Raw genomic sequence first — 26,269 nt, 5'->3', positions numbered from 1 at the left:
CACATCCGGGCAATGATTGACAAGGATAATTCAATGACGGACACATGTTGTTTAATGTTTGACAATTGACTTCAAATGTTATTTGGTAGTTTGCTTGAAATGGACAAGCAAGTGCGGATGGACAGGCATCAATTTGTGAGCCACACTGATTAATTTTTGTAATACGAATAGGAACTTCAATTCCTCTTCTTGTAGTATTGCTTAAATTTGAAATTTAGCTCTTATGCAGCTTCAATGATTTTACATTATTTTTTTTCATGATTTCAGGTTTTTTTGGTTTATAAAATTGTTTATGTAAATACACAGAGTTCAGGAATATCTGTTGGGCATACCCAAGCAGATGGACAAGCATCAATAAATGACGTACATGACGGATTCTGTAATGTTGGACATTTGATAAAGGAATTTACTTCACCTTTTACAGTTTCTGTATTCAAATTTGAAACGGAACTCCTGTGCAGTTTTAATGATTTTACATCTCTTTTTTTCATGTCTCAGAAGTTTTTTGGTTAAGAATACTTTTAAGTTGTAAAAATCAGCTTGTATTTTAGTATGGGAATACCGTAGTTAAAATTGCAACATGTTCAATGTGAGTGTTTTGACATGTTTTTTGGTATTTCTGTAACCTAATTCATTGACGTGGTTTACTCATTAGTACTTTTCTACTGTGTGAAAATCAAGTTTATTGCTATCACATAAAAGCAATAAACCATGAGAACAGTATTTGTGTTAATGTGCACATTCCTATTTTTAAGCTCCTGTAAAACACAAAAAGCAACCATTTCCTTAGAAGATAAGTTTGCCATATTAGATGGTTATTTTACTGTAGAAGCGGAAGTTGTGAGAATAGATAGTACAGAGCATTTTCACTTTATTTTCATTGAAGGAAATCAAAAATATCTCAAAATTGTATCAGATATCATTCCGCCAGCAGATTATATTACGACTACTTTAGAAGTTGGAAATAAATATACATTCAAGGTGAAACAAATTACGAAAAGAACCGGTAAGATGATTGTTAATGGCAAAACTTATTTTAATGCGAGCTATTTACATATACAAGCTTCTGACCATTTTGAAAAGGCTGAAGTTTGTACGGAATCCTCCTATGAACTCGCAATTGCAAGTAATGTGGATGGTTTATACATCACGAACTGATGTATAACAAAAAAACCTAGCACTCACTAGGTTTTTATAATTTATGATAAAGATATTTCTTTTCGTTTAATAAAGGAGATAATCAATAATCCTGTGCCGAGCATAACAGAGACATCTGCCATATTGAAAATACCAGTTTTAAAGATTCCTCCCAAATCAATATGCATAAAATCGGTTACTGAACTATATAAAATACGATCGTACAGGTTTCCAATTCCGCCGCCTATAATACAACACAAACCAACGATCATAAAGCGATCTAAATCTGTATTGACAATAATCATTCGCAGAATAAAAATTAATACGGAAATCGGAAGAATGATTAAAAAGATACTTTTTAAAATAGGACTTTCCATAGAAGATAGAAAACCTAAAAAAGCACCTTTATTTTCAGTTTTCATAAGGACTACGTATTCTCCAATCACTGAAATGCGTTCGGTTGCATCAATATGTGCTCTTGCTACAGATTTTGAAAACTGATCGCAGCCCACATTTAGTAGAATCAATCCAAAAATAAAAAGCATTCGCAGTGACCTAGACATATCCTTATTGTTTGGCCGTTTCCAAAAGCGCACTTTCTGTAGTTACAGAACGATCAATTTTACGTAACAATCCTTGCAATACTTTTCCTGGACCAACTTCTGTAAAGTGAGTAGCGCCATCGGCAATCATTTGTTGTACAGATTGTGTCCATTTTACAGGTGCTGTAAGTTGAGAAATTAAATTCTTTTTAATTTCGTTAGCGTCTGTTACTGCTGTCGTAGTTACATTTTGATATATTGGACAAATTGGAGTATTGAAGGTTGTATTTTCAATAGCTGCCGCCAATTCTTCGCGAGCAGGTTCCATCAATGGAGAGTGGAAAGCACCACCAACAGGCAATACCAATGCACGTCTTGCGCCAGCTTCTTTTAGTGTTTCACAAGCTGTATTGATTGCGTCAACTTCTCCCGAAATTACAATTTGTCCTAGGCAATTATAGTTAGCAGCAACCACAATTCCTGCAGTTTCTTCGCATACTTTTTCAACAACTTCATTGTCTAAACCTAAAACGGCTGCCATAGTACTTGGTTGAATTTCACAAGCTTTTTGCATAGCTAAAGCACGTTGTGAAACTAATTTCAAGCCATCTTCAAACGTTAATACTCCGTTAGCAACTAGGGCAGATAGTTCTCCTAATGAATGTCCTGCAACCATTTCTGGTTGAAATTTGTCTCCAAGAACTTTACTTAAAATGACAGAATGTAAAAAGATAGCAGGTTGCGTTACTTTCGTTTGCTTTAAATCTTCCACAGAACCTTCAAACATTATATCGGTAATGTGAAATCCTAAAATGCGATTAGCATCTTCAAAAAGATGTTGCGCCACATCAGAGTTCTCATAAAGGTCTAATCCCATTCCTGTAAATTGAGCACCTTGCCCTGGAAATATGTATGCTTTCATTATCTAAGTCTTTAAAAACCTTCTTATGTATTTAAGAAGAAGTGTTTATTTCTAATTGTTTGGCAAAAGTAAAGAATTTTCGGAGAATGAGCGTTTAAACTCTTTCATAGGTAATAAAAGAGAACTCGTAGTCGTGTTTTTCGTCTTGCTTGTTGAATTTGTTTGAAACCTCTTTCCAATCTTTCATATCAATTTCTGGAAAATATGTATCACCTTCAAATTCATGATGAACACGAGTCAACTCAATTTTTGTTGCAAACGGAATGGCTTGCTTATAGATTTCTCCACCACCAATCACATACGGATGTGCGTCAGCGATAGTAGCAACACTTACCGCTTCTTTCATGGTATGAACGACAATAACGCCTCTAGGTGCTTTGTAATTCTTTTGTCGAGTAATTACAATATGTGTTCTATTAGGAAGTGGCTTAGGGAAACTTTCAAAAGTTTTGCGCCCCATGATAATATGGTGTCCTGAAGTAAGTTTTTTAAAACGTTTCAAATCGTCACTCAAATGCCAAATCAATTGATTGTCTTTTCCAATCACATTATTTTCTGCAGCAGCCACAATAATTGTTAAACTACTACGGTCAATTACTTCAGAAACAGGCTCATTGGCTAATTCGGCTTTGGCTTGTACTTCAGCAACCTTTGTTTCTTGATCTATAAATTTTTGTTTTAATTCTGCAATACGCTCTTCTTGTTTTGCAACCAAAGTCTCCAATTGCTTGGCTTCCCATTCTTTGTTCATAAACTTATTCGTGATATACACGTCAAAGGCGTGAAAGAGGAAGGCAAATAGCCATAAAAATACGGCCCAAACAAACCAATTAGTTCCAAATAGTATTACATCTTCACCTAAACCTAAAACAACATTCATAAGTACAAGCAATGCGGAGCCAATTACGAACACCACAAAATGGTAATACAGACGTTTTTTTTGTCTGATACGCTTTTGGGCAGTTTCTATAAGGGCTAATTGCTCTTGATCTATTTGTGTGGTAGGTTGTTGTTTTTTATTACCGAACATGTATTACGGGTTTACTAATTTTTAATAGCGTTTTTGAGTAACTTATTTGCTTGAAGATTTACTACGTATGAAACATCGACATTAACTCCCTGATGTGTTCCACTAGAAAAAGAAGGCAATGTTTTAACAATTCGTATTATTTCTCTCTTGAGAGAAGGGTTATTTGTGCGGACACCTACATTTTTTACAGATCCTTGTTTTGTCACTATAAAACGAATATACACTAGGTTATTCTTAGTAGTATCAAGTACATTACGAGCAATATCTTTATTAATCGCATTTTGAATAAAGGTTTCTATCTTGTCTGAGGTGCATTTATTTTTTTGTTGAGCTGTACCTGCATTTTCACAACCTGATAATTGTGGAGCATTATCCATTACTGAATAGTTCATTGTTCCATTTGGAGAAACTTTTGGAGAAGACATATCAGTGGATTTTTGTGCAAAACCAAATTGAACGGTTAAACACATTAACCCAAGAATAATAAGTTTTTTCATGTTTACTTTTTTTTGATGATATAAATATACTTTTCTTTTTTGAATACTACATTCTGTTCGTATGAAAAGATGAAGTTTTACCATGAATTGCATTTTTTTTAGATGAATGAAATGTATACTACTGGACATACAGTCAGAAAATTACGCAATCGATATCGTTGAGAATGAGTCAAAATTGCTGTTAAAAAACTGTTATAAATATTTTATTTTATGGCTTTGTTTTTTTCATTCTTTATGATTTTAGAAGGCTTTTTTTAATAAAATGATAATTCTTACATTTTTGTGAATTCTTTCATTTGTTTCCCAAAAATTCTTATTTACATTTGACCTTATCAAATACTTGAAATTATGGCAATTAAAAAACAATATTTAAAAAGTAAACCTCTTTGTAAAGTAACCTTTAGTGTTGCTGCCAAAGAAGCAGAAACAGTTTCTGTAGTAGGAAATTTTAATGAGTGGAATACGGAAGCAACGAGCTTAAAGAAGTTAAAAAATGGAACTTTTAAAGGAACAGTTGATTTGGAAAAAGATACTGAATATGAGTTCCGTTATGTAGTAGATGGAATTTACAAAAACGATGAAGAAGCAGATGCATACAAATGGAATGATTTTGCAGCTGCAGAAAACGGAGTTTTGAGTTTATAATCAGATTTTGACACTTTTAAAAAGGCCTTCTATATGTATTTAGAAGGTCTTTTTTATTTTTATAATTTTTTCAATAATTCTCGCTTTACGCGACTAAACCATTCGTATCGAAGAATGCTAAGTATAATGCTGTCACGTCTCCCATTCGGAGCTGCGCAATTACTTCGCAAAATACCTTCTTCTGAACAGCCTATACTTTTCATAGCGGCTATACTTCGTTTATTCTTGTTGTCTGCTCTAAACTCTACACGTTGCACTTTCATATGTTCAAAAGCAAATTGTAGCAATAAAAATTTACAGTTCTTATTGAGGCCAGTTCCCTGAAAATCTTGCCCATACCAAGTATATCCAAGTGAAACTGTTTGGTGTTTTTGCTGAAAATCGTAAAATCGTGTTGAACCAGCATAGGTGTTAAAACGTTTATCATACACAATAAATGGATAAGCGGTTTCTTCAACGCGCCCTTCCATAGCTTTAGCAATATAATTACGTAAATTATCTTCACCGTGAGCAGGTGTTAACGAATACTTCCACAATTCGGGCTCCTGTAAAGAGTAGGGGAGTAAATGTCCAAAATCGTCTGCATGCAACGGACGCAATTGCACAAAACCATTATCTAGAATATATTTTTTTTTGAAATCTAATAATATCATACAACATCAATTGTGTGAATACATAAGTTACAAATCATAATGGTAAAATACCGTAATTTTTGGTATTTTTCTTGTGAGCAATTGACTTTATAAAAGGAGAGTTACCATTTTTTTCTTTTTTCCTTTCTTGATTTTTTACTATCCACATTAAAAACGATTGGCAGTGTGTAATGTACACTGATTGGAGTATTTTCAATAAGTGCAGGTTTCATTCTAGGCAGTCTTCTAACAACTCTAATGGCTTCTTTTTCTAAATCAGGATGTGGTGCTCTAGATCGGATTTCAACAACTTTACCTTGTGTGTTGATTTTAAAAACAACATAAATTTTTTGAATACCTTTCAAATCTAATTTTTCGCCCAATCTTGTATTGTAGTTTTTTGCAACAAATTCAGAGATTTTAGTCGCCATACAACGCTTTCGCTCTTCATTGTTTTTTGCTTTTTTACATCCAGGGTAAATTACGCCAACTTCTGGTCCCGAAAAAGGAACTCGTTTGGGTTTGTAGTCATACAAAGGGATAAAGACATTATTTTTTCGATCAATCTTAAGGAATAAGTGATTGCTGAGATAGCAAGTTTGTTTTTGCGATATAGGAGCTAATTCAATTTGAAAGTTTACAGCAGATGAAGATGTTTCAACTTTGAAAGGTTTCATCTCAGTTTCATGAAATGTTAGCGAGGAACGTTCTTTATCAACTTTTCCAACAGAATCAGTAGCAAACTCTACATTTACAAAAATGGTGTCTTTTTTAGTACTATTCGCAATTAAAATAGCATCTGAAGGTTTTAGATATTGAAAAATAGAACGACGTAGTTTTTCTTTAGAGCATTCATATACATCTTCTTCATATTGGCAGCCTTCTATTACGGTAGATTCTGGTATAACTTTTTTGGACTTTTTTGTTTGTGCACTTATCAATAATGTAAAAAAGCATATTGATATGCTAAGCATATTTTTTAAGGAAAAAGACATAGATAAAAATGAAAATATTACAAAACACTAAAGTTAAATAGCTACAGCTCCTTTTATATGCGGATGATGCTGATAATTTACCAATTCAAAATCTTCAAAAGTAAAATCGAAAATACTTTTTACTTCTGGATTGATTTTCATAGTTGGAAGCGGATACGGTTCACGAGTTAATTGTAGTTCCACTTGTTCAAAATGATTCCTGTAAATATGTGCATCACCAAATGTATGTACAAAATCTCCAGCTTCATAACCACATACTTGTGCCATCATCATGGTCAATAAGGCATACGAAGCAATATTAAACGGAACGCCTAAGAATACATCGGCACTTCGTTGATATAATTGACAAGATAATTTTCCATCAGCTACGTAAAACTGAAAAAAAGCATGACATGGCGGTAATGCCGCTTTTCCATTGGCTACATTTTCACTAAAAGAAACTTTCGTATTTGGCAACACACTAGGATTCCATGCTGAAACCAACATACGTCTGCTATTTGGATTGTTTTTCAAAGTCTCAATAACTTCTGCTAACTGATCAATACTTTCACTATTCCAATTGCGCCATTGATGTCCATATACGGGACCTAAATCACCATTTTCATCTGCCCATTCATTCCAAATACGCACACCATTATCCTGTAAATATTTTACATTTGTATCGCCTTTAATAAACCACAACAATTCATGAATAATTGACTTTAAATGTAGTTTTTTAGTTGTTACAATTGGGAAACCTTCGCTGAGGTCAAAACGCATTTGATAGCCAAAAACACTTTTCGTTCCAGTTCCTGTACGATCTCCTTTTTCATTTCCGTATTCTAATACATGTTTTACAAGATCTAAATACTGTCTCATGATGATTTCTTTTTTATAGTGATGCGATACAATTTTGTAGTGTGTAAAAATAAAAAAAAACGCTCCGATTTTAAACCGAAGCGTTTGTATTTTATCAATATGTTATTAACTATGTTTAGCCAATAATCATTCCTGCTATTGTTGCTGATATTAAAGAAGCTATAGTACCTCCAATTAAGGCTTTCATTCCAAATTCAGAGAGTGTTTTTCGTTGCCCAGGAGCAAGCGATCCAATTCCTCCAATTTGGATTCCAATAGAAGCAAAGTTAGCAAAACCACATAGCATATAGGTTGCCATGATTATAGATTTATTATAGATTAAATGACCAGCATTTTCAGGATTGATCATTCCAGATAATTGAATGTATCCAATAAATTCACTAGCGGCTAATTTTACACCTAATAGCTGTCCCATTTGCATCATATCATCACTTGCTACACCAATCAACCACATTAATGGTGAAAATATCGTTCCTAAAATTGCTTCTAGTGAAAAGCGCGAGTAAGCCGTGTTTTCAGCCATCCAAGCATTTAAGGATGTTACATCACCAATCCATCCAAAGATTCCATTAATCATCGCAATAAATGCAACAAATACGAGTAACATTGCACCCACATTTACGGCTAGTTTTAAACCTTCGGTGGTTCCGTTAGAAATAGCATCTAAGATATTTGAACCAATTTTTTCTTGTGAAACTTCTACATCATTATTAATTTTTTCGGTTTGAGGATATAGAATTTTAGAAATGACAATTGCTCCAGGTGCTGCCATTACAGAAGCTGCCAATAAATGTTTTGCATAAAAAAGGCGTTCTACAGGGTCATCACCACCTAAAAATCCGATATAAGCTGCCAATACAGCTCCAGCTACTGTGGCCATTCCTCCAACCATGACAAGTAAGATTTCCGAACGAGTCATTTTTTCTAAGTATGCTTTTATAAGTAAAGGCGCTTCAGTTTGTCCTAAAAAGATATTTCCAGCAACAGATAAACTTTCCGCACCAGAAATTCCAAGAATTTTAGTCAATACCATAGCCATACCACGTACTATTTTTTGAATAATTCCTAAGTAAAATAATACAGAAGTTAGTGCAGAGAAAAAGATGATAGTTGGCAACACTTGAAAGGCAAATATGAACCCATAAGAGCTTACATCCAATACGCCACTGAACAAAAATTCACTTCCAGCTTTGGTGTAATCTAGTATATTAATAAATACTTGTCCTACACTTTCAAAAATTGTTTTTACGAAATCAACTTTCAACACAGCTACAGCGATCAATAACTGTACAGTAAGCCCAATACCAACGGTTTTCCAATTGATAGCTTTTCTGTTTTTGCTAAATAAAAATGCTATTAAGATAAGTGAAAGCATTCCGAGTGCGCCACGCCAAATGCTTGAAAATGACATTCCTTCACTGGCTTTAATCTCAGTTTTTTCTTTTTTTATAGAAACATAATCTGGATGGTTTGAAGAGATAAACTTATAGATTTGATTTCCTCCTTTTTTTAAGTCGAGTTCTTGTTTTGTTTCTTTAACAATTTCAAAATACACATCAATGTTTTGAGGTGCTTTCTGCTTAAATACAATTAAGTTGTTGTTGCGTAACCAATATCCTTTGTTGTAGTTTTTATCAAAAATGTTTTCATACGATCCATTATCATTGAGTGATAGAAAATCTACTCCTTTTGTAAATTCAACTATTTGTTTTATGCTATCAGGATATTTAGCAGGATCTTCGTATATGATATTGCTAGAAAGTTGCCAGTTAGTACCAGTGCTTTTTTCTGCTTTTTCTTTGGTAAAATGATATGAAATACCTTTTTCCTTAAATACTAAGGTAGAATCTGTCAACTCACTGATCTTATATTTACGAATTGTGTCTTTGGGTTGATTATAATAAAAAACCAATAAGTTGTTTTGATGAATATAATTTCCGCTGGCCTTTAAATTGTCTTTTGCTGCGAGTTGATATTCAAATTAACCTGTTTGAAAAGTAAGTTTGTCTGCATCAATGATAGGAACAACACTTTCACTTTGAGCGTTTAGGATACTACTAAAATTCCACGTTCCATCAATTCCAGTTTCTTGAGCGCTTAAATTAAAAAGCACACAGAATACTGTAATAATACTTGCTACAAATTTCTGCATTTGATTAGGTGTTTTATTTTTTGTCTTGCTCTCTATGAGAGATTTCATCTCGAAGTCTGGCTGCTTTCTCGTAGTCTTCATCTGCCACAGCGCCGTCTAGCATATTGTATAATTCTTGAAGCGATAATGTTTTTAAAGTATTATCGGCAACACTTTCTACAGTATCCATATCTTCATCCTCATCTGTAAACAATTCCTCTACAACAATGCTTTCTTTCTCGTTTTCTTCATCCTCCTCTTTTGAAGTGAGTTTTAAGAAAATGCCAGCTTTATCTAAGATAGTTTTATATGTAAAAATTGGAGCATCAAAGCGAAGTGCCAACGCAATAGCGTCTGAGGTACGTGCATCAATAATTTCTTCAATCTTGTCGCGTTCGCAAATAATACTTGAATAAAATACCCCATCTACAAGTTTATGAATAATTACTTGCTTGACAACCACATCAAACCGATCTGCAAAATTTTTGAAAAGATCATGGGTAAGTGGTCTTGGAGGTTTGATCTCTTTTTCAAGGGCTATGGCAATTGATTGTGCTTCAAAAGCACCAATTACGATTGGTAGTTTTCGGTCTCCATCAACTTCATTCAATATTAACGCGTAGGCTCCGTTTTGCGTTTGGCTGTATGAAATTCCCTTAATATTTAGTTTTACTAAACTCATTTGTCTCTGAAAATGCATTCACATAAAAAAAGGCTGTCTAAAAAGGGATTTCCAATTTTAGACAGCCCTTAGTTGGGCACAATTTAACAAAAATTATGCGTTATTCGCTTTAAATTCTTTCAATTTTTCAATAAGCTGTGGAACTACTTCAAAAGCGTCTCCTACAACTCCATAATCAGCAGCTTTGAAGAAAGGAGCTTCTGGGTCTGTATTGATCACAACTTTTACTTTGGAAGCGTTGATTCCTGCTAAATGCTGAATCGCTCCAGAGATTCCAATAGCGATGTATAAGTTTGATGCAACTGGCTTTCCTGTTTGACCTACGTGCTCACCGTGAGGTCTCCATCCTAAGTCAGAAACTGGTTTTGAACATGCGGTAGCAGCCCCTAAAACATCAGCTAATTCTTCAACCATTCCCCAATTTTCAGGACCTTTTAATCCTCTACCAGCAGAAACTACTACATCTGCATCGGCAATGGTTACTTTTCCTGTTACTTTATCTACTGAATCTATTTTAACACCAAATAAAGAATCATCTAAGTTTGGAGCAAAAGCTTCAGAAGCAGCAGCACCTGAATTTTCTACTAATCCGAAAGAATTGTTAGAAACACCAACAATTTTAACATCGGAGCTGATCTCTGTCATATTGAAGGCTTTGTTTGTAAAAGCAGTTCTTTTTACGGTAAAAGGACTTGTGCTTTCTGGAGCAGCGACTACATTTGGAGCATATCCTGCATTTAAGTTTACCGCTAAAATTGGTGCTAATGATTTGCTGTCTGCACTAGAACTAACGATAACTACTTTAGCATCTTCGCTAGCAGCAGCTTGTCGTAATGTAGATGCATACGCTTTTGCATTAAAGTCTTTAAGTGTATCTGTAGATACATTCAAAACTTTATCAACACCATACTTTCCTAACTCGTTAGTGTCATCTGCATTAATAGCAACAGCTGTCACTGAAGTTCCTAATTGATTTGCAACTTCTTTTGCATATGAAGCAACTTCAAAAGCTGCTTTTTTAAATTTTCCTTGATCTGATTCTGTATATACTAAAACTGACATAATTTTTTAATTTAAGAGATTAAATAATGAAACATTAAAAAGATGATTAAATCACTTTTGCTTCGTTGTGCAATAAGTTTACTAATTCAACAATGTTTCCTGCATCTACTAACTTTACAGCTCCTTTTGGTGCAGGCTTCTCAAATTTCATAGCTGTTGTTTCTTTGCTAGTATCAACAGCATCAATTACAGTTAATGGTTTTTTACGAGCCATCATAATTCCTCTCATGTTTGGAATACGAAGATCACTTTCTTCAACCAATCCTTTTTGTCCTGCAATTACTAATGGTAGTGAAGTGCTAGAAGTTTCTTTTCCTCCATCAATTTCACGAACAGCTTTGGCAGCAGTACCATCAATTTCTAAACCAATACAAGTATTTACAAAATTAGCTCCAGTTAATTCTGCTAACATTCCTGGAACCATTCCTCCATTATAATCAATAGATTCTCTTCCTGCGATTACTAAATCGTATCCGCCATCTTTAACAACGGCAGCTAATTGTTTTGCAACAAAAAATCCGTCTGTTGCTTCCGCATTTACACGAATTGCTTTATCTGCTCCAATTGCTAAGGCTTTACGTAGCGTTGGTTCTGTTTCAGCACCTCCTACATTTACTACATCTACAGATGCACTTTGTTTTTCTTTAAACCACATTGCACGTGTTAAACCAAACTCATCATTTGGGTTAATTACAAACTGCACACCATTGGTATCAAATTTAGTATCTCCATCCGTAAAATTGATCTTTGAAGTGGTATCTGGTACATGACTAATACATACTAATATTTTCATGAAATTTATATGTTTTGAATTGAAATTTAAATTTTCTACGAATATACAGAATATTTCTCTAAAAATACTATGCGCGCATAGTAAAATTCAATTATTTTTTACATTTGTTCGTTTTTTTTCAATTATCAATAATTTTTAGACGTTTTTAGGTGGAATTCATCATAATTTTATGCTAATAAATTTTGATTGTGTTTGCATTTAAGAGAATTTTCTTAAAATCGATAGAAGTTTGATTGTGTATCTTTTACAATAAAAGCATCTAAAGATAGAAGCCCGTAAATTTTAACGTTTTTGGAAGCCAAAAATCAAGAAGATTTTCAATGGTTTTATGGTTTTACTAAATAAATCATAAAAAGGTTCTTCTTTGTGAAATGTTTACAACTCTAATTATCATTTTTAGAATTAATTGTTATTTTTGTTTTTCACTTTTTTAAAACAATAATAATTGTATGAGAACAATACAGTTTAGAGAAGCGGTAGCTGAAGCTATGAGCGAAGAAATGCGCGCAGATGAAAGCATTTACCTAATGGGAGAAGAAGTTGCCGAATACAATGGAGCATACAAAGCTTCTAAAGGAATGCTTGACGAGTTTGGAGCTGATAGAGTGATTGACACTCCTATTGCAGAACTTGGTTTTGCAGGAATAGGTGTAGGTTCAGCGATGAACGGAAACCGCCCAATTGTCGAATTCATGACTTTCAACTTTTCATTAGTTGGAATTGATCAAATTATAAATAATGCTGCAAAAATGCGTCAAATGTCTGGAGGACAATTAAACATTCCAATTGTTTTCCGTGGACCTACAGCTTCTGCTGGACAATTAGCAGCAACGCATTCACAAGCATTTGAGAGTTGGTATGCTAACTGTCCTGGATTGAAAGTAGTTGTTCCTTCAAATCCTTATGATGCTAAAGGATTATTAAAATCAGCGATCAGAGATGACGATCCAGTAATTTTTATGGAATCTGAGCAAATGTATGGTGATAAAGGTGAAGTTCCAGAAGGAGAATACACAATTCCATTAGGTGTTGCAGACATTAAACGTGAAGGTACAGACGTAACAATTGTTTCTTTTGGGAAAATTATCAAAGAAGCGTACAAAGCTGCAGATGAGTTAGCTAAAGAAGGAATTTCTAGTGAAGTTATTGATTTACGTACAGTGCGTCCAATGGATCATGATGCCATTTTAAACTCAGTAAAGAAAACAAATAGATTGGTAATTTTAGAAGAAGCTTGGCCATTTGGAAATGTTTCTACAGAAATTGTATATCAAGTACAAGCGCAGGCATTTGATTACTTAGATGCACCAATTCAAAAAATAAATACAGCCGATACACCAGCACCATATTCTCCAGTATTATTAGAGGAATGGCTGCCTAATAAAAATGACGTTATCAATGCAGTAAAAAAAGTTATGTACAAGTAAATATGTACTTTTAACATTATAAAAACTTCATCGGCATGTTTGTTGATGAAGTTTTTGTTTTTAAAAAAGATTAAGATTTGAAGACTACAGTATATTGTTTTTTAGCTATCTTATTCTGTTACACAGGTTTTGCACAAACAAAAGTGAGCGGAGTAATTAAAGATTCATCAGGAGAACCCGTACCTTTTGCCAATGTGGTATTTAAGAATTCAATAGAAGGAACTATTAGTAATGAAGATGGTCGCTTTTATCTCGAATCCGATAAAACATATAAAACAGTCGTCTTTTCTTTTGTAGGATATGCTACTAAAGAAGTAACATTGACAAAAAAAGTCACTTATAAAATGGAAATCACCTTGGAAGAAGGTGAAAAGTTGAAAGCAGTGGTACTTGTTTCTGGAAAACAACCCAAAAAGAACAATCCTGCAATCGATATTCTTCGTAAAATTTGGAAGCGAAAACGCTTTAATGGAGTCCGTCAATTCAAACAGTATGCATATGATAAGTACGAAAAAGTAGAGTTTGACTTGAATACCATCGACAGTGCAATGATGAAAAGTAGACTATTTCGTGGAATGGAATTTATCTTCAAAGAAATAGATACTTCAAGTATTACAGGAAAAACATATTTACCAATTTTTATTAATGAAGCAGTTTCCAAAGTATATGGAGATAATGATAGAAATAAGCAAAAAGAAGATTTAATTGGAAATAAAAATTCTGGATTTAGTAGTAATGAAACGATTACGTCTTTTATCAAAGATTTGTATGCGGACTATGATATTTATGATAATTATTTAAAGTTTTTTGATAAGAGTTTTACAAGTCCATTATCGCGTACAGGAATTAATACCTATAACTACGTTTTGGCAGATACAGCTTATATTGATGACAAACTTTGCTACAATATTATTTATTATCCAAGACGAAAAAACGAGCTGACATTTAAAGGCGATTTTTGGGTAAATGATTCCACGTTTGCTATTAAAAAAATCAACCTAAGAGCAAGTAAAAGTGCTAATATCAACTGGGTAAAAGAAATTTATATTGAACAAGAATTTGAAGTGCTAAATGATTCTGTGTTCTTGTTGAAGCGTGATTATATGCTTTCTGATTTTGCTTTAAACAAAAAAGAAAAATCAAAAGGAGTTTACGGAAAGCGTACTACATTGTATGATAATTATGTTTTTGATGAAGAGAAACCTGCCAAATTTTATGCGGAAGAAATTAATCCGTTTAATGAAGAAATTTACGAACGCAGTGATGAGTTTTGGGCAGAAAATCGAATGGAAAAGCTGAACAAGGACGAAAAAGGCGTGTATAAAATGCTAGATACGCTTAAAACTGTTCCAAAATTCAAACGTTTATACAATTTAGCTTCGATTTTAGCTTCTGGATATGTAGAATTTGATAAATATAATATTGATTACGGACCTATCTTTTCTACATTTGGATTCAATGATGTTGAAGGAATTAGGGTACGTGCTGGAGGACGAACCTACTTTGGGCCAAATGATAAATGGCGTATAGAAGGTTATGGAGCCTATGGTTTTAAAGACAATCGTTTCAAATACGGAATTTCTGGAAAGTGGCTTCTTGATCCTAAAAATAGATTGATTGTTTCCGCAGGAAATCGGCGAGATGTAGAACAAACAGGAGTGAGTTTAACCGTAAATGATAATGTATTGGGAAGAAGTTTTGCATCATCTGCATTATTTGCTTCTGGAAATAGTGATCGACTCACCAATATCAATTTATCTACGTTAGCGGTAGAAATGGAACCATGGAAAAATATCACCATGCGCTTGGGAAGTTCCTATAAAACCATGCGATCTGCTTCTCCAGAAACCTTTAGTCTTTCATATATTGACCCGCAATCATCAACAGGAATTAATGATCGTTTAGTACAATCGGAGGTGAATTTCTCCATTGATATGACACCTGGGAGAAAAACCATTCGTCATGGTGTAGAGCGTAAAGTGGTAAATGATGATTTTCCAAGAATTTATTTGAACTATAGTCGTGGAGTAGAAGGTTTATTGAATAGTGATTTCAACTATTCAAGAGTACAGTTGTTTTATAGACAACCTTTCCAAGTTGGAGGTTTTGGACGTACATTCACCACGTTTGAAGCTGGGAAAACCTTTGGGACTGTTCCATTAAGTTTATTAAATGTAGTGCCAGGAAACCAAGCGTATTTCTCCATTCATAACACCTTTTCTCAGTTGAACTTTTATGAGTTTGTGACAGATACTTACGCTTCTTTGCATATAGAACACAATTTTAACGGACGTATTTTTTCTAGAATCCCGTTGTTGCGTAAACTAAACTTGCGTGAGATTGTTGGAATTCGCGGAGTTTGGGGACAAATATCAGATGACAATGTAGCAATTAATGTTCCAGCTTTTCAAAGTTTACCATTCAGAAGCATTACGCCTAATGGAATTGCGCCAAACAAAGAAATATATTGGGAATATTCATTAGGAATTGGAAACATCTTTAAAGTCTTTAGAATCGATTTTAACTTTAGAGGAAACTACAAGAATAATATTGATGCACGTCAATTTGGAGTCACAGGTGCATTTGGATTCCATTTCTAAAGGTATGTAGGATATAGATGAAAGCCACAATTTTTGATTGCTGCTTTTTTTTAAAATTTAAGAGATTCCTTTATAACAGAATTCACCGTTTTACCTTGGATTGGCATTACAGTGATTGCATTCAGCTTATGCGTGCTGAGTTGTCTCGGAGATAGTCACAGGTATTGATTCTGTATAACACTTAGTTAGAACTTGAGTGTAGTCATAACTTTCTTCAAAAGAATTATTTCTTACTAAATTACAACATGTGAATGTTCTATCAATGATTGTTTTTTTCAAAAATAAACATACAAAATAAAGCCTGCATTGGGCGATACAGGCTGTAAATTTTATTTTAAAATCAAAAAATTAGTCACCACATGCTGCTGTTATCCCATTACAGTCATCTGATGGAATTCCATTACAATGATGTGTAGGAGGTTTTGTGGTTAAAGTAACACAATCTGTATCTACATTAGAAGTACATTCCTCTGTTAACTCATCAATACATGAATCAGATTTTGGACATGTATTATTGGTATTACAACCCATTGTAAGCCCACCTTTGATTCTGTTCGTAGTATTGATACTTGCGATTTTTATCTTTTTAAGATTTAATTTTTTTTGTTTTTTCATTGCGATATAGTTTTAAAATTTAGACTGTAAAAATACATATTGAAGTATATATTACAAAGAAAATATGGCTAGAATACGACAATTGTAGAGTGTTTCAATATCTTCTTAAGTATTGATTTTATTGATGTTTTTGATATAATAGGACGGATAAATGCCGGTGTTTTTTACAAAGGCTCTTGAGAACATGTCGGAAGACTTAAATCCTGATTCTTCCGCAATAGATTTGATATCATAAGAGCGAAATACAGAATCGTCCTTTAGTCTTTCTAAGGCATAATTAATACGTAAGTTCCGGATATAGTCAATAAATTTTAGTTGTTTGTGTTCATGAATTATTTTGGATAAATAGGTCTTGTTCGTTTTTGCTTTTTTAGCAACAAAAGCCAAATCACAATTTTTATTTCGAAACCATTCTTTTTCTTCAAACTTATCCAAAGCTTTTATAACTTGTACTACTTTTTCATCATCGATAGCGATTTTCTTTGCACTTTTTTGATCATTGAGTATGGGTTCTTTTTGCTTGTCCTCTAAATCTTGTAGTAATTTTTTAAAGGCAAGTTTATTTTTCTTTTGCTGTCTGTTGTAAAAGATAAATAATAGAATTAATATAGTTAATAGTATACCAATTATAACGATCGCTCTTGTGCGTGAATTGTTTATAGATGCTATTTTTTCTTTAAAGCGATCTATATCGTAAAGTGTATGAATGTCATCACGTACTTCTTGGGAAATTTGCTTATTAATTCGTTCATTCTCAATATAAAGGTTTAAGTATTTTATTTCGTTTTTTGTGTCTTTTCGTTCTTTATATATTTCTATTAGAGAATAATAAGCACCTTGCAGCATTCGGAAATTACTACTGTTTTTTGCAGAAATAGAATCTGCTTTTTTGAAATACACGATAGCATCATCAATTTGATTTAATCCTTTATAGCATTTTCCTTTGTGGTAATAAAGAGCAGTTAGTGAGCTTAGCTCTTTATAGTCAAACATTTGATTGGAGGCTTTGTTTAGTTCATCAACTGCTTTTTGATAATTACCACGTTCTTCCTCTATGATTCCCGTATTTATAATAAAATCAATTTCGTAGTATTTGTTCTTTTGCTGTATTGAGCTTTTAAGACCTTTTACATTGTATTCAGAAGCGATGTTTATCAATGAATCTTTTTTATTCGTATTTTTTATGGCATATTTCACATAAGCGCTACTTAAACCTAACAAGACAGAAACTTTATAGTCCTCTGAAAATTTTTTGTTTCTATCAATTTCAGGAGTGTTTTCATAAGAATCTAAACACTTAGATAGTAGCTCTACAGAAGTTTCGTAATCACCTAGGTTACTCTTAATTAAAGCAATGCTTAAGGAAATACTATTCATTGTTATATCTTCACCTATTTTTTTATAATAATCATATACAGTTATATAATATTTAAATGATTTTTTATATTGCCCCAAGTAATGAAGTAGTATGGCTTTTGTGTAATATGAATAGATCTCTGAAACTATATACTTTGGGTTTTGCTTAGCGATAGAAATAGCTTTATCAACATACCTTAGCGCTTTTGTGGTATTTCCTAACTGACTTTCAAGTGATGAAAGTTTATTGTATGCTGTGATAGTACCTAAAGAATCGTTGTTGCTAGTAGAAATAGCTAAAAGTTTATTTGCATAAAGCCTAGCAAGTTTATGATTTTTAAATTGCGTTGTATTGAATTTTAATCTAAGTTCGCCAAAAGAATATTGATCCAACGAATCCTTCTCCTGTGCCTGGGAAAAAACAATACTAGAAAAAGTAAATATACATAATAAGATAAACTGGTGAATGAATTTAGGGGATAAAGAAAACTGCATAAAGCTTAGAATATGAAATATATAATATCGATTGTAATATAAATAAATCTTTGTATTTAGTGGTAGGGAATATAATAAAGATTTATCAATAATAGTGCCAATTTAATAAAATAACAGTGAATATGGTTCCTAAAATTAAAACTATGTGGAATGTGAGTAAACTGTTTGAATTACAGTTATGATGACGAATGAGAAATCGCTGAGAGGCTTAGGAAAGAGTCTAAAAAAGAATTACAGTATACAACGAATAAGATCATAAAATTTCAGACTCGCGTATACTGTAACTAATTGGGTTTTTTTGAAATTTCTAACTCAGATAGAACCATTTCCTCTTTTAACAGTAGTAGGAGTGCATGTTTCTGGTAGCGTTAAAGGACAACTTGTATTTGTAACAGTTGCTTCGCAATCAGTACGTGGGTCAGTAGACTGAGACACAATATATAAATCATTGGGGTCCAGAGCTACTTGATCTATGCCTCCTCTAATGATCTTTGAGTAATTAATAGGAGCGATATTTACTTTTTTTAATGATAGTTTCTTTCTTTTCTTCATAATCTATGATTAATAATAATTATGAAATTATATAGAACCGTTTCCTCTGGTATTATCTGTTTTACAAACCTTACAAGTTTCTGCCATATCTCCAGAAGCAACACAAGTAATTAGAGGATCTGTTGGTTCAGAAGCACAATTGAACGAATTATTTGTGTGTCCACCTCCTCCTTTTAAAAGTTGGGCATAATTAATATGGGCTATGTTTACTTTTTTTAATGACAATTTTCTTTGTTTTTTCATACTAATACAAATTAATAAATTTCTTAAGTTATGTCTCCAAAATACATTAAAAGTATGGTTTTACCCAAAGATAATAAGTCTGTTTTTTAAAAAATAGACGTGTGTTTTTATGAGTTAACTTTCAGTTTTTCAAGGTTTTTTATGAAGAAGGAAGGGTAGATGCCAGTTCGTTTTTTAAAAGCTTTTGAAAATGATTCGGAAGTATTAAAACCTACTTCTTTCGCTATTGATTTTACGTCAAATGAACGAAATATAGAGTCATTTTTTAATCGTTGTAAAGCGTATTCTATCCGTAAATCTGATATGTATTGTACAAATTTTTTCTTTTTGTGTTTTTGTAAAACAATAGAAAAATAAGTGCTATTGGTTTTTACTTTTTTGGCAACATAGTTAAGAGTGCATTTGTTGCTGAGAAATTGCTCTTTTTCTTCAAATCTTTTCAAACGATTCAAAATTTCAACCACTTTTTCATCTGCAATTTTTGGTTGTTTTTTAGTGGTTACTTTTGTGTCAACTTCTGATTTTGAATCTTCTTTTTGTAAGCTTTCTTGCTGCTTCTTTTCTAAAGTGTCAATTTGAACTAATAATTTTTCAAATCGTCTTTTATATTGATATTGTCTTTTGGTGTAAAAGAAAACAAAGGCTAATAATAAACATATCAATGACCAAGCTATATACTTAACATACTTGTATTTGGTGCCTATTTCATCTGTTTTATTTTCAAGGCTCTTAATTTTATTTTCTAGTGAAGGAATATCATATTTTTCATAAAGTGATTTGTTATTTTGATTTTTTAATAAATCATTTTGCTCATGCTTTTTTGAAAAGAGTTTATAGTATTTAATAGCATTTGCTGTATCACCAACTTGCTCGTATGATTTTGCCAACAGTATTAAAATTTCTTGAAAATATGGCAAATCTATTTTATAAGTTTTAGAGGCTGCGGTTGCTTTTTCTGAATATAAAATAGCATTGTCGAATTGACCTAAATTATAGTAGACTTTTCCTTGAAACAAATGAATCATAGGAAGTTTTACAAAAATATTGTACCTATTACTTAGCTGTTCTGCCTCGTTTAAATTTTTTAACGAACGATCGTATTGCTCAAGTTCATAATAATTAATGCCTTTACTTACTAGCAAAATTATATAAGCTTCCTTGTCATTATATTGAATCGTTTTATCGATACTTTCATTAATATAAATCATGGAAGAATCTAAATATACTTTTTTACGTAATGGCTTGATTTGATTTTTTATCGCAAGTTTACTGTAAGCACTCACTAAAAGTAAATAACTGTTGATTATATTTTTATGGGAAGCAGTTGCTCCTTGTGACTGAAAATAGTGTAAGTTTTTTTTAGAACGTTCTACAGCATTTCTAACATCACCAATTTGATTTTTTATCAATGCGATATTATGTGAAATCATGTGATACTTTGTCTGATCTGGATCATTTTTTAGTAAATCACAAACGGTTACATAATAATCAATCGCTTTTTCATACTCACCATAATCAGCATAAATCTTACCGTTTAAGTATAAGTTTTTTATGATATATACGCTGTCATTGTCCTCTTGGCTATGTAAAAGAGCTTTCTCTATAAATTTTAACGCTTTCTCTTTTTTCCCTAATGAAGTAGAAATTCTTGCGGTATAATGTTCTGCTTGATGAATTTGAGATGCATTATTGTTTCGTAATGCTAACTCAAGCATTGCCTGCGCATATGTTTGTGTAATGACCAAATCTTTATACTCATAATTATAAAACTGTTTCTTGAGTTCTTCAAAGGATTTTGTTTTCAAAGAATCTGGAATTTTAAAAGTGTTCTCTTGCGCAGACAAACAAAATCCTGTCAGCAAGAAAACGACCAAACAGTACATTCTCATCATAGGGGAAATCAACATAAATTTTATGAATAATGGTTTTTAGGTTTAGTGTAAAATTAAAAAAAATCGAAACGAACGAACACATTCATTTAGTAAATGATCAAACAAAAACGCGTTTTAATACTAAAATACTCTAAAGCTTTTTTTGCTAAAATATAAAAAGGAGTAGATTCATTTATGAAAACTTAAATGATAGTCTAAAAATACTACAAAAATTCTATTAAAAAAAGTGGAAAATTTATGCAAGTAATAGCCTTGTTTAATAGTTTATTCAGAGTTAGTTACTGTAATTTATACTTTTTTTGATATCTGATTTAGATCGAATTTAAACACGTATATCTTAATTGTACGGAGAAATAATGTATTGTTACATAATAATGATGAAAATCTAATAAAATATTAAAGCTACTTCATTGGTCAGTCAAAGTGTTTTGCATAAATTTGCAGCCGTTTTAAGAAAAATGCATAATAATTGACGATATGACAGCGAAAGAAAGAGTAACTTTTGATGCACTGATAGAAATTCCAAAAGGAAGTAGAAATAAATATGAATATGACTTTGATTTAAAGAAGATTCGATTCGATAGAATGTTGTTCTCTTCTATGATGTATCCAGGTGATTATGGGTTTATTCCAGAAACATTAGCATTAGATGGCGATCCATTAGATGTATTAGTTTTAGGAACAGAACCTACGTTTCCAATGTGTGTAATGGAAGTAAAACCAATTGGTGTATTCCACATGGCAGATGAAAAAGGACCAGATGAAAAAATCGTTTGTGTTCCTGTAAGTGATCCAATTTGGAATAACTATAAAGATATTGAAGACTTAAATCCGCACAGAATCAAAGAAATTACACACTTTTTCCAAGTATATAAAGATTTAGAAAAGAAAAAAGTTGATGTTGGTGGTTGGGGAAATGCCGAAGAAGCGTATGAAATTGTAGATAAATGTATTGCGCGTTATGAAGCTAGTGAACACAAAACAAATGGCGACTTTACTATTTAAAAGTTTCGTGCAAAATAAATAATTCATAAAAAACCTTCTAAAGCGATTTAGAAGGTTTTTTTTTCTGCTTGATTTTGTTACATTTATGCCTCAAATTAACAAACCAAACAAAATACAATATGGAATCAATGATGATTTACATGCCACTAGCTGCAGCAGCACTAGGCTTAATCTACATGCTTGTCAAGAAATCTTGGGTAATGAAACAAGATGCAGGCGATGGAACAATGAAAGAGATCTCGGATCATATCTACGAAGGAGCATTGGCTTTCTTAAATGCTGAATATCGTCTGTTAGGAATATTTGTACTTGTAGTAAGTGCAGCACTAGCAGGAGTTTCATTTATTGTCCCAACAACGCATTGGATGATCGTAATCGCATTTATTTTCGGAGCCGTATTTTCAGCGTATGCAGGAAATATAGGAATGAAAATCGCTACTAAAACGAACGTTAGAACAACACAAGCAGCACGTACAAGTTTACCGAATGCTTTAAAAATATCATTTGGAGGAGGAACCGTAATGGGACTTGGAGTAGCTGGTTTAGCTGTTTTAGGTTTAACAGCCTTCTTCCTAATATTCTTCCACTACTTTATGGGAGGAACTTGGACGAATACAGGTGACATGACTGTTGTACTAGAAACATTAGCAGGATTCTCACTCGGAGCTGAATCTATCGCATTATTTGCACGTGTTGGTGGAGGAATCTACACAAAAGCAGCTGATGTTGGTGCCGATTTAGTAGGAAAAGTAGAAGCAGGGATTCCAGAAGATGATCCACGTAATCCAGCTACAATTGCAGATAACGTAGGAGATAATGTAGGAGACGTTGCCGGAATGGGAGCCGATTTATTTGGTTCCTACGTTGCTACGGTATTAGCAGCAATGGTATTAGGAAACTATATCATTAAGGATATGGGAGGAAATATCGCAAACGAAGGATTTGGTGGAATTGGACCTGTATTATTGCCAGTAGCAATCGCTGGTGCAGGAATCATCATTTCTGTGATCGGAACGATGTTAGTGAAAATTAAAAATAACGATGCTAAAGAAGCACAAGTTATGGGTGCGTTGAATGTCGGGAACTGGACGTCAATTGTATTGGTAGCAGTTGCTTGTTTTGCATTATGTACATATATGCTTCCAGAAACTATGAAAATGGAGTTCTTTGGAGAAGGAAAAGTTGATATTTCTGCAATGCGTGTATTCTATGCTACCTTAGTTGGACTATTTGTAGGTGGAGTTATTTCTGCTGTAACTGAATATTATACAGGATTAGGTAAAAAACCAATCTTAGAAATTGTACAAAAATCAAGTACTGGAGCAGGAACCAACATTATTGCTGGTTTAGCAACAGGAATGATTTCTACATTTGCTTCTGTATTATTATTTGCTGGAGCAATTTGGGCATCGTATGCATTTGCAGGATTCTATGGAGTTGCTATGGCAGCTTCGGCTATGATGGCAACGACTGCTATGCAGTTGGCAATTGATGCATTTGGTCCAATTGCAGATAACGCAGGAGGAATTGCTGAAATGAGTGAGCAAGATCCAATTGTACGTGAGCGTACAGATATCTTAGACTCAGTTGGTAATACAACAGCAGCAACAGGAAAAGGATTCGCTATTGCGTCTGCAGCCTTAACATCGTTAGCATTATTTGCAGCTTATGTAACCTTTACTGAAATTGACGGAATTAACATCTTTAAAGCGCCAGTATTAGCAATGTTATTTGTCGGAGGAATGGTTCCTGTAGTATTTTCAGCGTTAGCAATGAATGCAGTAGGTAAAGCAGCAATGGAAATGGTATACGAAGTACGTCGTCAGTTCAAAGAAATAGCTGGAATTATGGAAGGTACTGGGAAACCAGAATATGACAAATGTGTAGCAATTTCTACAAAAGCATCTTTAAAAGAAATGATGTTACCTGGATTGTTAACTATCGGATTCCCATTAGCAATTGCGTTTGTACCATTAGCATTCGGAATGGAAAACAAAGCTATCGCAGAAATGCTAGGTGGATATATGGCAGGAGTTACAGTAAGTGGTGTACTTTGGGCAATCTTCCAAAACAACGCTGGTGGAGCTTGGGATAACGCTAAAAAATCATTTGAAGCTGGAGTTGAAATCAACGGAGAAATGACATATAAAGGTTCTGACGCACACAAAGCAGCTGTAACAGGTGATACTGTTGGAGATCCATTCAAAGATACTTCTGGTCCATCAATGAACATCTTAATCAAATTAACATGTTTAATTGGATTGGTAATTGCTCCAATCTTAGGAGGACATACAGGAGAAGATCATGCAATGTCTGAAGAAGTTGATAAAAATGTAATTCAAGTAAATGTACAAGAAGCCAATGAAGCTGAGGTTGCATTGAATGTAGTTACAATGAAAGAAGAAAATCTATAAAAAACCGACATATTTTTTTACTAGAAGCCGTAATCGAAAGATTGCGGCTTTTTTTAGTGAAAATAAATTTTAACAATTCAAAATAGTATAAAACTCCTAGTTAATCATAGTTTGCTGTAACATTAGATGTGTAAAAACCACTAAACTTATGTTGATCATAAGAAAAACATCCCACATTTAATTCCCCATTATTTATATAGATGAAAGATCTCAACATAAAAATTAGAGAAGTATTTCTTCCTTTTTTGCTAGTAGCTATAGGAACCATTTTATTTTATGGAATTTTTCGTTGGTTGTTTGATGTAGAACTCGGAATACTTCCCTTAAAAGAAAAACTTCTTACCTTTTGGGTACCAATTGCACTTACTATTATTGTAATCATTGTTTTCCTTCGTAAAAGAGTTAGAATTCTAAATATTCGAGGTGAAAGAGGTAGTGGATATTTTGCATATCAATTCGCAATGGCTATCGCTATAGTTATTCCATTATGCACAAGTCAAGATTACCTTATTAGAAGCGCCTATGACTTAAAAAAAGTAGCTGACATTTCAGAAATCAAAAATTTAAAAAATGAAAAATACTTTAAAATAGAAAACTTTTAAGTTGATGAATATGAAAGTTCTTCTTATGTAACAGCAAGGGTTTCAGGTCGCCATAATGAACATTTAGACTTTTACTTATACTTTGCAACTCCTTTTCAATCTGCAGAGAATATTTGGTATGGTATAAAATATTCCATAAACATTAGTAATAGAAGCAATGAAAGTAGGAAAAATAAAGCGTACAGAAGTTTTATAAAAGTTTCTAGAAAGCAATTCAATTCATACGATTTTCATGATGTCAACTATTTTGAAAAATTAGGATATTCTGATGATAAAGATGGTTTTTTAAATGCAATCAAAGAAAATTATCCAGTAAAAATACTTAATGAACAAATCATCCTAATTCCACATAAAAAAGCTTTCGAAGAACGATTTAAAACGTCTCTTCCTTGGGTTTTTGGATCATTAGCTATTGGTTCTTTTATCATATTTATCATGATTGTAATTCCGAAAATTGATAAAAAAGAATTGGTAAGATATAGACAGAAGAAGCCTTTAAAAGAAGATGATCTAAAAGATTTGTTAGTGTTTTTAAATCCTAGAGGAGAATACAAAGGAACCGCAATATTAATTTTAGCAAATATGATTGTTTTTCTAGGGATGATTTTTGCAGGATTAAATATTATCTCTCCAACACCTCAAGAATTGTTAGAAATAGGAGGAAACAGAAGGCCCGAAGTCTTACATGGTGAGTATTGGCGATTGTTTACATCAACGCTTATTCATGCAGGATTAATGCATTTGCTTTTAAATATATTTGGGATAGGTTTAGGAGGTGTTTCTTTAGAAAAGATACTTGGTCCTGTAAAACTAGTATTTATCTATATTGTTTGTGGGATTTTGGCAAGTTTAGCGAGCATTTATTGGCATGAAAATACAGTAAGTGTAGGAGCTTCAGGAGCTATTTTTGGATTGTATGGTTTGTTGTTAGCGTTTTTAATTTTTAAAATAATTCCAAAATACGATCGCTCTCATTTTTGGATGTTGCTTGGTTTGTTTGGAGGAATAAGTCTCTTGCTAGGAATATTTTCAGCAGGAACTGACAATGCTGGGCATTTTGGAGGACTTTTCAGCGGATTTGGTATCGGAATGTTTTTAATTCTTCTGAACAAAAATGGTTTAAAGAAAAATGCGCGTTAATA

At 32.9% G+C, this 26,269-nt stretch carries 25 protein-coding genes; 8 read left to right on the top strand and 17 right to left on the bottom strand.

Features of this window, described 5'->3' with window-relative positions:
- Window positions 1–290 precede the first annotated feature (290 nt).
- Window positions 291–491 (bottom strand): hypothetical protein, encoded by a 201-nt coding sequence (locus MK119_RS01855; protein ID WP_290670159.1) that lies wholly within the window; start codon window positions 489–491, stop codon window positions 291–293.
- A 220-nt stretch (window positions 492–711) separates the two neighbouring features.
- Between MK119_RS01855 and MK119_RS01850 the strand changes: the two genes are divergently transcribed.
- Complete coding sequence (locus MK119_RS01850; RefSeq protein WP_290670154.1) at window positions 712–1,158, top strand: hypothetical protein; 447 nt, start codon at window positions 712–714, stop codon at window positions 1,156–1,158.
- Between the two features lie 41 nt (window positions 1,159–1,199).
- Here MK119_RS01850 and lspA read toward each other — a convergent pair whose 3' ends face one another.
- The 4 genes from lspA to MK119_RS01830 all read right to left on the bottom strand — a co-directional run bounded on the left by lspA (window position 1,200) and on the right by MK119_RS01830 (window position 4,128).
- Window positions 1,200–1,700 (bottom strand): signal peptidase II, encoded by a 501-nt coding sequence (gene lspA, locus MK119_RS01845; RefSeq protein WP_290670152.1) that lies wholly within the window; start codon window positions 1,698–1,700, stop codon window positions 1,200–1,202.
- Window positions 1,701–1,704: 4 nt separating this feature from the next.
- On the bottom strand, window positions 1,705–2,601 hold the full coding sequence (fabD, locus tag MK119_RS01840) for an ACP S-malonyltransferase (protein WP_290670149.1): 897 nt from the start codon (window positions 2,599–2,601) through the stop codon (window positions 1,705–1,707).
- 94 nt (window positions 2,602–2,695) lie between these two features.
- Window positions 2,696–3,631 carry a dihydrofolate reductase gene (locus tag MK119_RS01835; protein ID WP_290670146.1) on the bottom strand — a complete coding sequence of 312 codons (936 nt, stop codon included), beginning with the start codon at window positions 3,629–3,631 and terminating at the stop codon, window positions 2,696–2,698.
- A gap of 14 nt (window positions 3,632–3,645) precedes the next feature.
- A complete protein-coding gene (locus tag MK119_RS01830; protein WP_290670143.1) occupies window positions 3,646–4,128 on the bottom strand; it encodes a hypothetical protein in 483 nt (160 codons plus the stop codon).
- 348 nt (window positions 4,129–4,476) lie between these two features.
- Between MK119_RS01830 and MK119_RS01825 the strand changes: the two genes are divergently transcribed.
- A complete protein-coding gene (locus MK119_RS01825; RefSeq protein ID WP_290670140.1) occupies window positions 4,477–4,773 on the top strand; it encodes an isoamylase early set domain-containing protein in 297 nt (98 codons plus the stop codon).
- A 59-nt stretch (window positions 4,774–4,832) separates the two neighbouring features.
- On the opposite strand, the gene MK119_RS01820 is transcribed toward MK119_RS01825, so the two are convergent.
- From MK119_RS01820 to MK119_RS01785, 8 genes are all read right to left on the bottom strand, one after another.
- Complete coding sequence (locus tag MK119_RS01820; RefSeq protein WP_290670137.1) at window positions 4,833–5,426, bottom strand: GNAT family protein; 594 nt, start codon at window positions 5,424–5,426, stop codon at window positions 4,833–4,835.
- A gap of 101 nt (window positions 5,427–5,527) precedes the next feature.
- Window positions 5,528–6,379: an energy transducer TonB gene (locus MK119_RS01815; protein ID WP_290670134.1), complete on the bottom strand. Its 852-nt coding sequence runs from the start codon at window positions 6,377–6,379 to the stop codon at window positions 5,528–5,530.
- Between the two features lie 54 nt (window positions 6,380–6,433).
- Complete coding sequence (locus MK119_RS01810; protein ID WP_290670131.1) at window positions 6,434–7,258, bottom strand: thymidylate synthase; 825 nt, start codon at window positions 7,256–7,258, stop codon at window positions 6,434–6,436.
- Between the two features lie 115 nt (window positions 7,259–7,373).
- On the bottom strand, window positions 7,374–8,738 hold the full coding sequence (locus MK119_RS01805) for a nucleoside transporter C-terminal domain-containing protein (protein WP_290670584.1): 1,365 nt from the start codon (window positions 8,736–8,738) through the stop codon (window positions 7,374–7,376).
- A gap of 501 nt (window positions 8,739–9,239) precedes the next feature.
- A complete protein-coding gene (locus MK119_RS01800; protein ID WP_290670129.1) occupies window positions 9,240–9,410 on the bottom strand; it encodes a hypothetical protein in 171 nt (56 codons plus the stop codon).
- A gap of 13 nt (window positions 9,411–9,423) precedes the next feature.
- Window positions 9,424–10,071 carry a bifunctional nuclease family protein gene (locus MK119_RS01795; RefSeq protein ID WP_290670126.1) on the bottom strand — a complete coding sequence of 216 codons (648 nt, stop codon included), beginning with the start codon at window positions 10,069–10,071 and terminating at the stop codon, window positions 9,424–9,426.
- A gap of 93 nt (window positions 10,072–10,164) precedes the next feature.
- A complete protein-coding gene (locus tag MK119_RS01790) occupies window positions 10,165–11,133 on the bottom strand; it encodes an electron transfer flavoprotein subunit alpha/FixB family protein (RefSeq protein WP_290670123.1) in 969 nt (322 codons plus the stop codon).
- Window positions 11,134–11,179: 46 nt separating this feature from the next.
- A complete protein-coding gene (locus MK119_RS01785; RefSeq protein ID WP_290670120.1) occupies window positions 11,180–11,926 on the bottom strand; it encodes an electron transfer flavoprotein subunit beta/FixA family protein in 747 nt (248 codons plus the stop codon).
- Window positions 11,927–12,375: 449 nt separating this feature from the next.
- On the opposite strand from MK119_RS01785, the gene MK119_RS01780 reads away from it, so the two are divergent.
- Entirely contained in the window at window positions 12,376–13,353 is a 978-nt protein-coding gene (locus MK119_RS01780; protein ID WP_290670117.1) for a pyruvate dehydrogenase complex E1 component subunit beta, read from the top strand.
- A gap of 77 nt (window positions 13,354–13,430) precedes the next feature.
- Window positions 13,431–15,953, top strand: coding sequence for a DUF5686 and carboxypeptidase-like regulatory domain-containing protein (locus MK119_RS01775; protein WP_290670114.1), 2,523 nt, complete (start codon window positions 13,431–13,433; stop codon window positions 15,951–15,953).
- Between the two features lie 348 nt (window positions 15,954–16,301).
- On the opposite strand, the gene MK119_RS01770 is transcribed toward MK119_RS01775, so the two are convergent.
- From MK119_RS01770 to MK119_RS01755, 4 genes are all read right to left on the bottom strand, one after another.
- A complete protein-coding gene (locus MK119_RS01770; RefSeq protein ID WP_290670111.1) occupies window positions 16,302–16,568 on the bottom strand; it encodes a hypothetical protein in 267 nt (88 codons plus the stop codon).
- A 105-nt stretch (window positions 16,569–16,673) separates the two neighbouring features.
- Window positions 16,674–18,317, bottom strand: a complete 1,644-nt coding sequence (locus tag MK119_RS01765) for an AraC family transcriptional regulator (protein ID WP_290670108.1) — start codon at window positions 18,315–18,317, stop codon at window positions 16,674–16,676.
- 681 nt (window positions 18,318–18,998) lie between these two features.
- The gene (locus MK119_RS01760) at window positions 18,999–19,214 is read right to left on the bottom strand and encodes a hypothetical protein (protein WP_290670105.1); all 216 of its coding nucleotides are present in this window, start codon (window positions 19,212–19,214) and stop codon (window positions 18,999–19,001) included.
- Window positions 19,215–19,321: 107 nt separating this feature from the next.
- On the bottom strand, window positions 19,322–21,019 hold the full coding sequence (locus tag MK119_RS01755) for a helix-turn-helix domain-containing protein (RefSeq protein ID WP_290670102.1): 1,698 nt from the start codon (window positions 21,017–21,019) through the stop codon (window positions 19,322–19,324).
- A gap of 564 nt (window positions 21,020–21,583) precedes the next feature.
- Here MK119_RS01755 and MK119_RS01750 point away from each other — a divergent pair.
- The 4 genes from MK119_RS01750 to MK119_RS01735 all read left to right on the top strand — a co-directional run bounded on the left by MK119_RS01750 (window position 21,584) and on the right by MK119_RS01735 (window position 26,267).
- Window positions 21,584–22,111 carry an inorganic diphosphatase gene (locus MK119_RS01750; RefSeq protein WP_290670099.1) on the top strand — a complete coding sequence of 176 codons (528 nt, stop codon included), beginning with the start codon at window positions 21,584–21,586 and terminating at the stop codon, window positions 22,109–22,111.
- A 119-nt stretch (window positions 22,112–22,230) separates the two neighbouring features.
- On the top strand, window positions 22,231–24,525 hold the full coding sequence (locus tag MK119_RS01745; protein WP_290670095.1) for a sodium-translocating pyrophosphatase: 2,295 nt from the start codon (window positions 22,231–22,233) through the stop codon (window positions 24,523–24,525).
- Between the two features lie 200 nt (window positions 24,526–24,725).
- Window positions 24,726–25,127 (top strand): hypothetical protein, encoded by a 402-nt coding sequence (locus tag MK119_RS01740; RefSeq protein ID WP_290670092.1) that lies wholly within the window; start codon window positions 24,726–24,728, stop codon window positions 25,125–25,127.
- Between the two features lie 435 nt (window positions 25,128–25,562).
- Window positions 25,563–26,267, top strand: coding sequence for a rhomboid family intramembrane serine protease (locus MK119_RS01735; RefSeq protein WP_290670089.1), 705 nt, complete (start codon window positions 25,563–25,565; stop codon window positions 26,265–26,267).
- Window positions 26,268–26,269 lie beyond the last annotated feature (2 nt).

This window comes from Kordia sp., from assembly GCF_022447245.1.
Lineage (GTDB): Bacteria > Bacteroidota > Bacteroidia > Flavobacteriales > Flavobacteriaceae > Kordia.
Note: the sequence above shows the minus strand (reverse complement) of the source record. Positions and strands in the feature narration are given on the sequence as shown.